This window comes from Amycolatopsis sp. NPDC039088 (assembly GCF_055598845.1).
The window spans coordinates 1-10,414 of the sequence record NZ_JBVKAE010000080.1; the positions used below are offsets into that span (position 1 = coordinate 1).

A 10,414-nucleotide genomic window follows, 5' to 3' on the forward strand; every position below is an offset into this window, starting at 1 on the left:
GTACCGGGTTCAGGGGCATGCCCCTGAAGTTCTGTTGATCAAGCTTCGCAACCGGGTACGACCCCGTGTCCATGAAGGAATTGGGACATTCAACGTCCCAATTCCTTCATAGACGTCGGCCTGCGCCATGACCAAGAGGTCCCCGACCTGCAGCATCCCGACTTTGCGGGCCCCTGCCTTGAGAGTAGGGAAGGAGGCTTTCACGGACCGCTTTAGGTCCCGCTAGCCCGGTTCCGTGGAGAACGGGTCGTCTTCCAGTCCGGTATGGACGGATCGGACGGACATGCCGACGTGAGAGAGGCGTTCGGTCACCTCGTTCGTGACCCTGCTGAGTGCCTCTTCGCCGCTTTCCCCGGCAGCCGCCGGAAAAGCCGACATCAGCACCGCTTCGCACGGCCCCGCGTCCGTGTTGATCCGGACCAGCGACGCCGCGAGGTCGGTCGCCGGTCGGCCACACAGCTCGACGGCCAGCCGCAGGTCCCCGGTGGGGACGTAAAGATGCACCCGCGAGATGACATCGGTTTCCGCGCGTGGCGTGAAATCGTGCCGGGGAACGTAGGCGGGTTCACGCGGATCGGTGCCGCCGACGCTCGCCATGAGCGAATAAAGCGTGTAGCCGTCGCTTTCGGTGTCGTAAGCGTCGTAGCTTCCGTATTGGCCGGTTTCCGGCGTGCCGTGGATTTCGAAGAATTCCGCGTTGAGGCCGAAATGGAAAAGCGCCGGTAGCACGGCACGGTGCAGGGTGTCGGCGAGCTCCTCGCCGTCCGCGGGTGGGGTGCGATAACCGACGGAGACCGCGTAGCCCTTCCGGCCGCCTTCCGGGTCCGCGCGGCAGATCTCCAGCTCGGTGGCCTCGAACTCGCCGATGAGACGGTCGCCCAGCGCGGCCGCCGTCGCGAAATCGCCGGTATCGATATTCGCGGATATCCGCGTGACGACTTCGGTTTCTCGGAGATCCATGACCATTTCGCGGGGCCCTTCGGCGACAACAGGTGCGACCAGCCTACTGTCGGCGCCGTGGTTCAGCCTGCCTGGGCGCCAGGCTGGACCACCGCGGGTTCGGCTGTGCGCTGCCGAAAGACGATCTTCTTGTACAGCAGGTAGTTCCACACCATGCCGACCGCGATCGCACCCAGTTTCGGGATGAACACGTTGATCCCGGGGAACAGCTTGGTGACCGCGAAGATCACCGCGGCGTGCACGACCCACAGGCCGAACGCGGTCACGGCGAAGAAAAGGACGGCCTGACGGCGGATGTCGCCGTCCTTCGCGCGGAAGGTGAAGTTCCGGTTGAGCGTGAAGCTCAGGAGCATGCCCGCCGTGGTCGAAATGAAGTTCGCGACGAACATCGGGACGCCGAGTGTGGCCAGCAAAGCGTATCCGAGCGCGTCGACCGCGGTGTTGACGACTCCGACGACGCCGAAGCGCACCTGAGTGCCGCTGATCGGCTTCACCGTGCGAGGTTTCCGGACTTGGCGGCCGCGAGATCGGGCGAGCCGGTGCGGACCGACGCGACGCCGTAGAGCGGGCGGTTCTGTACCTGGGAGTACGTCCGGCCGATGTAGCTGCCGAGCACGCCGAGCATGATGATCTGAATACCGCCCAAGAAGAACATCGCGGCGGTGATGAAGGCCCAGCCCGGCACGGCGGTGGCGGGCGCGAAGAGTTTGACCCCGAGCACGTAGAGAATCCCGAGGAAGCTGAGCAGCGAGATCAGGTACCCGAGCCGGCTGATCATCCGCAGCGGCACGACGGAGAAGCCGAGGATGCCGTCCCCGGCGAAGCGGAGCATCTTCCGCAAGGGGTAGCCGGTCACGCCCGCGTGCCGCTTGTCGCGGTCGAACAGGACGGCTGTCTGCTTGAAGCCGATGTAGCTGACCAGCCCGCGCAGGAACCGATCCCGTTCGCGGTATTTCCGGAGCTCGTCGACGACCTTGCGGTCGATCAGCCGGAAGTCGCCGGTGTTGCGGGGAATGTCGACCGACGCCATCTTCCGGAGGAACCAGTAGAAGACGCCGGCGGTGAACTTCTTGAACACCGAATCCTGGCGCGAGCGACGCTGCGCGTAGACGACTTCGAAGCCTTCCTCCCACTTCTGGATCAATTCCAGCGCCACCCTCGGCGGGTCCTGCATGTCGCTGTCCATGATGATCGCCGCGTCCGCGTCCACCAGGTCGAGTCCGGCGGTGACCGCCAGCTGGTGGCCGAAGTTGCGGGAAAGTTCGATCACGGTGACCCGGTCGTCTTGCCTGCTCAGCGCGGTCAGCAGGTCCATCGAACGATCGCTGCTGCCGTCGTCGATGTAGACGAAGCTGAAGTCGTAGTGGTCGACGAGCGGCGTGATCGTCTCCTCCACCGTGCGGTGGAGGAGTTCGATGTTCTCTTCCTCGTTGTAGATGGGGAAGATGAACGCGATCCGGCGTCTGTCGTGGTCCGCGGGCACTGAATACCCCCTGGTGCGGTTTTCGAGACAAGGCGGTGAGTAAGTCTCACGGCCAGAACGGAGTTGATTCTAGAAGATCGGCGGAATGTCTTTTCCCGCGGCCTGCGGGTGTTCTCATCCTGCCCAGTGGCCGGCTGTGAAACGGATGAAGATCGCGCCGCAGATCAGCGAATTGAAGTACAACGTCGCGTAAACCGCGCCGCGCAGTTTCGGCCGCCGTTCGGCCAAAAGCACCAATGCGAGGTACATGACCAGACAGGGGAGCAGGTACCGGTGCACCGAGACGACGTTGCTGTTGAGCGTCAACATCACGAGGGACGCGATCCCGAACAGCGCCAGTGGCAGGCCGTTCGACCGCAATGCGACGAAGAAATAGACGGATGCGGCCAAGAGCAGGACCAGGCCGAGTGTCGGCAGCACGTGACTCATCAGCGTCCACGCCGTCATCGGACTGCTACCGACAAGGGCGCTCGCGGTGATCCTCGATTCCGTCAGCGCCGTGGCGAGGACGTTCGGGTTGAACTTGTGGTACGACCAGGTGCCGGCACTCTCGAGCGCGGTGAAGCTCGCCGTGGCGCTGCCGGTCTGCAATTTCATGTACAGCATGTGCGTGGCGAGGCCGAGATAGGCGACCGGGAACCAGAGGATCGTCCAGGACAGCAGGCGGCGCGGCTTCCAGCCGACGGAGCGCCAGAATTCGAGGAAGCACAGCCCGATGAACACCGCGGCGGTGATCCGCGACGCGGTGAGCGGGATCAGGCAAAGTCCCATCCACAGCCATTGTCGCCGTAACGCGAACAGGTACGCCCAGAAGCCGAGGGCGCAGAACACCGCTTCGCTGTAGAACGAGTGCAGGAAGAAGGCGGCGGGCGCGGTCAGGAACGCGGCGACGACCAGCCAGTGCGAACGAGTGGCGGTGAGGAAGAACCGGGAGATCTTGAGCAGTGCGACGCAGGCCAGCCAGGTCGCGATCAGGTTGACGATGAACCCGGCCGTGAGCAGCCCGATGGTGCCGAAACTGAGGGTTTTGACCAGCCATACGCAGATCGGGAACACCGGGTAGAAAGCGCGGACCGGTACGAAGCTGCCCGTGTACGCGTGTTCGGCGATCTCGCCGTAATTGCCCGCGTCCCAGCGGTAGGTGTGGGAGAGCAGGCTCGACGTCGAGCCGATACCGGTCTGGGGAATGCCCTCGCTCGACGGAGTGGAGGGACCGAATAGCCAGGCCAGAGTGGTCAGTGCGAAGTTCCACGCCAGGACGGCCAAAAGGACTTTGCCGTAGTCGCCGGCCAGCCAGCCGTATACTCTTTCGCGCCCGGTTCTTCGTTCGATCGAGTCCGCGGGAGTCGTGGAGACACCCTCCGTGATGATGCCGGTCATGACTGAATTACTACAGGGGTGACACGGTGTCACACGAACGGGGTGCCGATGCCTCGGTGGACGGGACGAAAAAGGTGGCGGTGCCGATTCGCCGAAGCCGGGGATATCACTCGTTCAGGAGACTGTGACCGCTGCTTTTGTGTTCTCACGCTTCTCTTCGCGGTCCGATCCGTCGTTTCGCCGCGGTAGGAAAGAGAGCGCGGCGAAGGCGGCGGCGAGCAGGGTCGGGTAGATCGTCAACTGCTGGTGCTTGATGTTCTCGATGCCTTCGGCGAGACCGGACACCAGGATCTGGCCCATCGCGAAGAGCAGGAACATGAGCACCACGATGCCGACGTCGCGGCGTCCGGCGCGGTTGCGGAAGGCGCGGAGCCCGGCCCAGCCGATGAGCAGCCAGATCGGCAGCAGGGCGAACAGTCCCAGCGGGGCGATCCAGCCGGTGATCCCGGACAGGACCGGGACGCGGTACTCCTTGGCGAGCGGTGGTTGCCCGGCGTGCTCGCCGAAGCTGCCGAGGTTCGGCACCCGCGCGGTCAGCGTCTCCTGCGCGGACCGGTGCAGCATCTGGACCACCCGCCCCGGGTGATCGAGGTAGTACTGGGCGACGTTGCGGCGGCTGATCTTGTCGCGGTACTGGCCGTACGCGGGGTCGCGCCAGGCCGCGTTCGCGCTCCACCAACCCGTGCCGACGTACTTCGCGAACTCGGGTGGGAGGCCCAGCGCGGCGAGGTCGCCGGTGGTGTCGTGTTTCCCGTCCACGATCCCGTTGAAGATGACGTGGTACATGTTGGCTTCGCGGTACTCCGCGTTGGCCGAGTCGCCGGCGCCCTGCACCAGCGCGGTCCCCGTGCCGACGACGGCGAGCACCGCCAGCGGCAGCGCCCATCGGGCGAGGCCGCGGCTGCCCGCCGGGCGGACGAACAGCAGCGCGAGCGCGAACAGCGGGATCAGCAGCAGCGTCTGTGACTTCGCGTTGATCCCGACCATCGCGCCGAGCACGGTGACCACGGCGCCGGTGTAGCGCCACGGTCCGGTGCGATGCATCAGCAGGAGTCCACCGGCGAGCAGGAACATCCCGATGAAGGCGGCGCCCTCGCTCAGAACCGAGGCGAAGTAGCCGAAGAAGGCGGAGTCCGCCGCGACCAGCAGCAGTGCGGCAGTGGCGATGACACTGTTCCGGACCGAAAGGCGCAGGCCGACGACGATCGCGGCGATCCCGCCCGCGACCAGCAGGCAGCCCAGCACCCCCAGCACCAGCAGGTTCAGGATCGCGGACGAGCCGAGCAGCTGCCCGATCTCGCTGGCGATCTTGTCGATCCAGCTCTGGCTGGAGATGTACTCGCTGTTGCAGGCGGGGGCGGTGCCGTAGGAGAAGCGGACGAAGATTTCCGATGGCCTGTCGAGCTCGCGGGCGCCGAGCTGGCACAGGATGCGCCAGCCGTCGCCGTTGTCCGCCATGCCGATCGGACGCGGGACGAGGAAACGCGCGAGCAGGACCCCGAGCGCCGCGAAAAACACGCCGAAGGCCAGTCGGATTTCCCGGATCTTCACCCGCGCCACCATAGAAGACGCCGGAGGGTGATCAGTGTGTACCCTCGCTAACCCCGGAGAGGAACTTCTGGATCACGCCGAGCCATTCGTCGCGGGCTTCCACGCCGATACCGTGCCCGGCCTCGACCTCGACCAGTTCGGCGCCGGGGATCCCGGCCGCGAGCTCCCGGGAATGCGCGGGCGGGGCGAGGCCGTCCTGCGTGGTGGCGATGACCAACGCCGGTACCGAGATCCCGGCGAGTTCGGCGCGGGTGTCGACGCTCGCGACCAGTCCGACGTGCTCGGGGCTGCCCGCCGGGATGAACTCGGCGAGTCCGTCGATGGCGGCTTCGAGTTCGGCCGGGGTGAGGGCGTTCAGATACGTCTCGCCGGTGGCGGCGAAGGTGAGGAACTTCGCCAGCAGCCTGCGGTCGCCGCCGAGCAGCTCGCGCCAGATGTCGACGGCGAGCAGCAGCCGGTTGTCCGGTTTCGTGAAGCCGGCGGTCAGGATGAGCCCGGTGACCCGCTCCGGATGCCGGGTCGCGATGCGCACGGCGACGCCGGTGCCCAGGGAGTAACCGAGGATCGCGAAGCGCTCCAGCCCGGCGTCGACGGCGATGGCGACGAGTTCGTCGGCGACGGAGTCGAGGTCCAGCGGGCCGGTGGCGCGCGGGGTCGCCCCGCTGCCGGGGTAGTCCGGCCCGACGACGGTGTGGGTGCGGGCGAGTTCGTCGAGAATGCCGCCGAAGTTGCCCTCGACGCTGCCGCCGCCACCGTGGGCGAGCAGCAGGCCGGGACCGGAACCGCGGACGATGTGCGCGAAATGATTCGTCATGCCGCCGACGTTAGATACTGACATCGATGTGAAGGTCAAGCGCGGATGATGGGGGTCACATGCTGATCGGCGAGCTCTCCCGGCGGACCGGCGTGAGTCACCGGCTGCTGCGTTATTACGAGGAACAGGGATTGCTGGTCTCCCGGCGCGACGGCAACGGCTACCGCACGTTCGACGACGACGCGGTCACCACCGTCCGTCAGATCCGCGCGCTGCTCGCGGCCGGGCTGAGCACGCAGGTCATCGCCAAGATGCTCCCGTGTGCCAAGGGTGAACTGCCCGAGCTGGACATGTGCCCGACCGTGGTGGCGGAGATCCGCCGCGAACTGGCCGAGATGGACGACCGGATCGACACACTCCGGCGGCGACGGGGGACACTGGCCGGATATCTCGTCGTCGACGCATAGAGGAGCAGCGTGGAAGCCCTGGCCAGATTCGGGTTCGAACTGGGTGTGCTCAAGCGGATCCGGCGGGCCGGGTGGTGGCAGGCGGGGGTCCGCGATCCCGAATCGGTCGCCGAGCACACGACGCGGGTCGCGCAGCTGGCCGGGCTGCTGGCGGCCGAGGGCGGCGCCGATCCGGCGCGGGCGGCGTACCTCGCGCTCTGGCACGACACGCAGGAGACGCGGACCGGCGACCTCCCGCACACGATCAAGGGCTTCGTCGAGAAGCCGGACCCGCGGGCGATCACCGCCGCGCAGACGTCGGCGCTTCCCGGCGCCGCTCGGGAATCGGTGCGCGAAGCCGTCGACGAGTACGAAACCGCGGAGAGCCCGGAGGCGCTGTACGCGCGCGACGCGGACAAGCTCGAGATGCTGCTTCAGGCCGTCGAGTACCGCGATATCGGTGTACGGAACGTCGACGAGTGGATCGCTTCGGCGACGAAGAGCCTTCAGACGGACCTCGCGCGGCGAGTGGCCGAAGCCGCGCTGACGTTGTCGTCGCTCTCGTGGCGGGTGCGCTGAAGGGAATCGATACCCTGAGCCCGCGTGTATCGCCCCCGGCACGCGTGCCTTGTATGTCAGGCTTGACTCTGTGAAGGAACACCAGTGAACCGGCAGCCGTTGCGCCTCGCCATCATGGAAGCGACCCGGATTCTCACCGAGGCCGGGGTGGCGTCACCGCGCTCGGACGCGGAGATCATCGCCTCCCATGTCCTCGGCGTCGAACGCGGCCGCCTCCCGATGGTGCCGCTGGTGGACCCGCCGGTCGTCGACGCGATCGGCCAGCTGGTGAACCAGCGCGCCAAACGGATCCCGCTGCAGTACCTCACCGGCTGGGCCGCGCTCGGCGACATCACGGTCAACGTCGGCGCCGGGGTGTTCGTCCCGCGCCCGGAGACCGAGCTACTCCTGGAATGGGGCCTCAAACTGCTGCACGGGCGCGAGTACCCGGTGGTGGTCGATCTGTGCACCGGCTCCGGCGCGCTGGCGCTGGCCGTGCAGCACGCGCGGCCGGACGCGGTCGTCTACGCCGTCGACATCGACGCGCAAGCCCTCGCCTGGGCCCGGCACAACGCCGACGTCCACGCCGACGCGGGGGACACGCCCATCCGGCTGTACTCCGGCGACGTCGCGGACAGCACGATGTTCGCCGAGCTCGACGGGCTCGTCGACCTCGTCCTGTGCAACCCGCCGTACGTGCCGGAAGGCACGCCGGTACCGGCGGAGGTCGCCGAGCACGACCCGCCGCGGGCGGTGTTCGCCGAGGAGAGCGGGCTGGCCGTGATCCGGCACGCGATCGCCGCCGCCGCGCGGTTGCTGCGGCCCACCGGCGGGATGGCGATCGAGCACGACGACACGCACGGCTCCGCCGTCCCGGCGCTCGTGCGCGCGCGGCGGGTGCTGACCGACGTACAGGCCCACCTCGACCTCGCCGGACGGCCGCGTTTCGTCACCGCTCTGCGCACCTCCTGAGGTCCGCTCCCTCGCGTTTAGTCCTCTGGATGCGGTAGTTGCACGCGCAAGTACCGCATCCAGAGGACTAAACGCGCTCGGTGGGCGCCGGATAGTTAGCGAGACTCACGACTTCCGGCGGTGCCCAGGGCAAAGGCCACCTCCTAACGTCGGACAAGGCCGCCTGATCGGCGGTCCGACTGGGAGGTGTACCCCGATGCGATCGTCTCTCCGACGAGCCCCACTCAGAACACTCGCCGTCCTCGCCACCGTCGTGCTACTGCCGGGTCTGGTCGCCCAGCCCGCGTCCGCCGCGGCGCCGGTGCAAGGCTGGCCCGCCCCGATCGACGGGTCGACCTGGGAGAACCAGGACCACATGACGTGGGACGACTACCGCAAGCCGCCCGGCACCAACTGGGCCGATCCGGCGCTGAAGCCGACCAAACGGATGTTCAAGGGCGCCGTGGTGCTCGCGGACTACCCGGACCAGGAATTCGCCGTCACGCAGGCCCCGCATTCGACGGTGTTCGGCAACCCCGGCCCCGCCGCCAGCAATATCCCCCGCGCGAACGTCGCGAAGTTCTACCAGGACTTCCTCAACAAACCGCAGGCGCTGAACCAGGGCCACACCATCAACGAGTACTGGATGGAGGACTCCGGTGGCAGGCTGGGCGTCGAACTGACCGCGTTCGGCCCGTACCGGCTGCCGGGCAAGTCCTTCGAGTACGGCATGGAATTCCAGCCCGACGCCTGTCCGCCGGGCGCGAACTGCAAGCGTGACCTGCGTACCGACGCGGGCGGGGCCTGGCGTGCCGATGTCGGCGACGTCGCCAAGCAGTTCGACTTCGTCTTCTATCTTTCCGCCGGCCAGGACGAGAGCGCGACCTGGCAGGAATTCGGCGTGATGAAGTTCGGCGAACCGGGCAACGTGCCCGACGAATTCGGCCCCGGCGTCGAAGGAATGCCGAATGCCGCGGCTACCCGCTATGTCCCGTGGACGTCGTGGAAATCCGCGGCGAGCATCTGGCCGAACGCGGTCACCGGCTCGTCGACCCAGGCGGAAAGCTCGGGTCAGGCGGTTTACGCGCACGAATTCAGCCACATCCTCGGCATCGGCGACAACTACAACAACCCGTTCGGGAATCCGCCGTCCCGCGCCTACACCGGGCCATGGGAAATGATGTCGCGCGGCACGTTTAACGGCCCGGGCGGACCGCACACCCGCTGGCAGATCCCGGCGACGCAGGGTGGGTCGATGGGCGCGCATCACATGCTGCGCACCAAGATGAAGCTCGACATCGTCGACCCCGAAGACGTGCTCAAACTCGACCGGAACCAGCTCGCGAAGACCGGCCCGGTGTCGGCGCGGATCACGGCGCGTTCGGTACTGCCGGGGCAGGGCGCGTACAGCGGGATCAACATCGCGCTCACCGGCGGGGACCGTTCGCCGAAATGCGATCGCTCGAAGGACCCGTTCTGCGACGGCGGCGGATACGACAATTACACCGTCGAGGTCGTCGACCGGATGGGTAGCGATTCCTTCGCCCCCGATTCCGGGGTCATCATCGCGAAGACCAAGAATCAGGACAACGCCCCGTTCGAATGGATCGTCGACGCGAACCCGGCCGACATCGGCATGACCGACTACAAGAAGCCGGACGGCACCGCGGTGCCGATCACCATCGGCGACTACCGCCAGCTCAACGACGCCGCGTTCAAGGCGGGCACCGGTTCGGCGAGCAAGTACGAGTACACCGACGAGGCGAACCGGCTGAAGTTCCTGGTCTCGGACGTCGAACGCGACCGCAAGGGCGTGTTGTCCTACGTGGTCACGGTGACCTCGCTCGACGGCGCCGGCACGCAGGCCAGGGGTGTTTCGCTGTGGCCGTCGGCCCCGGCCTTCGCCAAGCAGGGGCTCGCGAGCTGCTCGTTCCCGGTGCTCAACACGGGCGACGGGAAGGGTGCTGCCGCACCCTTCAACACCGACACCTATGGCCTGAGCGCGTCCACCAGCGCGAAGGGCTGGGAGGTGCGGCTGCCGAACGAGCTGTCCACCGTCCCGTTCGGCGGTCGGTCGTCGGCGACGGCGCACGCCAAACGGGCCGCGGGCGGTGACCACGTCGCGCACATCAAGCTGACCGCGACGTCGGTCGCCGACCCGGGCAAGACGGCGACGTCGTTCTGCACCGCTTTCGCCTTCTGATAGGAGTGGGTCTCGTGAGCGGTAATGATGGTTATAGAGCAGAAAGTCAAACGTGTCGTGGCGTGGGGCCGGTGTCGCTCCTGTGTACGCGTTCTTCTGGTAGTAAAGGAGGCTTTCGCTGCCGTCGG

At 66.9% G+C, this 10,414-nt stretch carries 10 protein-coding genes; 4 read left to right on the forward strand and 6 right to left on the reverse strand.

What is annotated here, in order from left to right; translation table 11 throughout:
• Window positions 1–222 precede the first annotated feature (222 nt).
• The 6 genes from ACZ7KI_RS43095 to ACZ7KI_RS43120 form a co-directional block, all read right to left on the reverse strand.
• The gene (locus tag ACZ7KI_RS43095) at window positions 223–960 is read right to left on the reverse strand and encodes a hypothetical protein (protein WP_470278775.1); all 738 of its coding nucleotides are present in this window, start codon (window positions 958–960) and stop codon (window positions 223–225) included.
• 62 nt (window positions 961–1,022) lie between these two features.
• Window positions 1,023–1,454: a GtrA family protein gene (locus tag ACZ7KI_RS43100; protein ID WP_470278776.1), complete on the reverse strand. Its 432-nt coding sequence runs from the start codon at window positions 1,452–1,454 to the stop codon at window positions 1,023–1,025.
• Complete coding sequence (locus ACZ7KI_RS43105) at window positions 1,451–2,443, reverse strand: glycosyltransferase family 2 protein (protein ID WP_470278777.1); 993 nt, start codon at window positions 2,441–2,443, stop codon at window positions 1,451–1,453. The genes ACZ7KI_RS43100 and ACZ7KI_RS43105 overlap by 4 nt, the downstream gene beginning before the upstream one ends.
• A 114-nt stretch (window positions 2,444–2,557) precedes the next feature.
• Window positions 2,558–3,823 (reverse strand): mannosyltransferase family protein, encoded by a 1,266-nt coding sequence (locus ACZ7KI_RS43110; RefSeq protein ID WP_470278778.1) that lies wholly within the window; start codon window positions 3,821–3,823, stop codon window positions 2,558–2,560.
• A 114-nt stretch (window positions 3,824–3,937) separates the two neighbouring features.
• Window positions 3,938–5,374, reverse strand: coding sequence for a glycan biosynthesis hexose transferase WsfD (wsfD, locus tag ACZ7KI_RS43115; protein WP_470278779.1), 1,437 nt, complete (start codon window positions 5,372–5,374; stop codon window positions 3,938–3,940).
• Window positions 5,375–5,405: 31 nt separating this feature from the next.
• Window positions 5,406–6,188 (reverse strand): alpha/beta fold hydrolase, encoded by a 783-nt coding sequence (locus tag ACZ7KI_RS43120; protein WP_470278780.1) that lies wholly within the window; start codon window positions 6,186–6,188, stop codon window positions 5,406–5,408.
• Window positions 6,189–6,247: 59 nt separating this feature from the next.
• Between ACZ7KI_RS43120 and ACZ7KI_RS43125 the strand changes: the two genes are divergently transcribed.
• From ACZ7KI_RS43125 to ACZ7KI_RS43140, 4 genes are all read left to right on the forward strand, one after another.
• Window positions 6,248–6,595, forward strand: coding sequence for a MerR family transcriptional regulator (locus ACZ7KI_RS43125; RefSeq protein ID WP_470278781.1), 348 nt, complete (start codon window positions 6,248–6,250; stop codon window positions 6,593–6,595).
• Window positions 6,596–6,604: 9 nt separating this feature from the next.
• Complete coding sequence (locus ACZ7KI_RS43130) at window positions 6,605–7,153, forward strand: HD domain-containing protein (protein ID WP_470278782.1); 549 nt, start codon at window positions 6,605–6,607, stop codon at window positions 7,151–7,153.
• 84 nt (window positions 7,154–7,237) lie between these two features.
• On the forward strand, window positions 7,238–8,104 hold the full coding sequence (prmC, locus tag ACZ7KI_RS43135) for a peptide chain release factor N(5)-glutamine methyltransferase (RefSeq protein WP_470278783.1): 867 nt from the start codon (window positions 7,238–7,240) through the stop codon (window positions 8,102–8,104).
• A gap of 196 nt (window positions 8,105–8,300) precedes the next feature.
• Complete coding sequence (locus ACZ7KI_RS43140; RefSeq protein ID WP_470278784.1) at window positions 8,301–10,286, forward strand: M6 family metalloprotease domain-containing protein; 1,986 nt, start codon at window positions 8,301–8,303, stop codon at window positions 10,284–10,286.
• Window positions 10,287–10,414 lie beyond the last annotated feature (128 nt).